Raw genomic sequence first — 1,170 nt, forward strand, 5'->3', positions numbered from 1 at the left:
AGGAAATTCCACCACCCTCTACCATACTCTAGTCAGTCAGTTTTGAATGCAGTTCCCAGGTTGAGCCCGGGGATTTCACATCCAACTTAACTAACCACCTACGCGCGCTTTACGCCCAGTAATTCCGATTAACGCTTGCACCCTCTGTATTACCGCGGCTGCTGGCACAGAGTTAGCCGGTGCTTATTCTGTCGGTAACGTCAAAACAATCACGTATTAGGTAACTGCCCTTCCTCCCAACTTAAAGTGCTTTACAATCCGAAGACCTTCTTCACACACGCGGCATGGCTGGATCAGGCTTTCGCCCATTGTCCAATATTCCCCACTGCTGCCTCCCGTAGGAGTCTGGACCGTGTCTCAGTTCCAGTGTGACTGATCATCCTCTCAGACCAGTTACGGATCGTCGCCTTGGTGAGCCATTACCTCACCAACTAGCTAATCCGACCTAGGCTCATCTGATAGCGCAAGGCCCGAAGGTCCCCTGCTTTCTCCCGTAGGACGTATGCGGTATTAGCGTCCGTTTCCGAACGTTATCCCCCACTACCAGGCAGATTCCTAGGCATTACTCACCCGTCCGCCGCTCTCAAGAGAAGCAAGCTTCTCTCTACCGCTCGACTTGCATGTGTTAGGCCTGCCGCCAGCGTTCAATCTGAGCCATGATCAAACTCTTCAGTTCAAACATCTTTGGGTTTTTAAGAAACCCTAAACTTGGCTCAGCAATCGTTGGTTACATCTTTGATTTCTCGCGGAGTAACTTGTGATGCTGATAATCTTGTTGACTATCAGTCTGACTCCACAAGCACCCACACGAATTGCTTGATTCAGTTGTTAAAGAGCGGTTGGTTAAGATCTTTCGTCTCAACCGAGGCGCGCATTCTACAGCAGCCTCATTTGCTGTCAAGTGATTATTTTCAAAAGTTTTCAAAGTTTCCTTTGTAACTTCAACCACTTGCGCTTCCGATCTCTCGTTAGCGGGAGGCGAATTCTACAGCGTTACACGCTGCTGTCAACACCTCTTTTTCTCCGCTTTCGACCGAGAGGATCGAAACGTTAATAGAGCCAAACGACACTGCTCTACCAACTCCTTCTGGGCTTCGATGAACTGAAGCAGGTCGCTGTCGAATCTTGCGTAACTCTTTGTTTACCAAGGAGTTTTCCGTTTCGACTGCG

General features: G+C 49.2%; 1 protein-coding gene and 1 rRNA gene. Both read right to left on the reverse strand.

What is annotated here, in order from left to right:
* A 16S ribosomal RNA gene (locus tag TV75_RS20880) occupies window positions 1-676 on the reverse strand; the annotation flags it as partial.
* A 292-nt stretch (window positions 677-968) separates the two neighbouring features.
* Window positions 969-1,170, reverse strand: a 202-nt coding sequence (locus tag TV75_RS22200; RefSeq protein WP_216593416.1) for a hypothetical protein, incomplete at its 5' end; no start/stop codon positions are given.

The organism is Rossellomorea aquimaris (assembly GCF_000935355.1).
GTDB lineage: Bacteria > Bacillota > Bacilli > Bacillales > Bacillaceae_B > Rossellomorea > Rossellomorea aquimaris_B.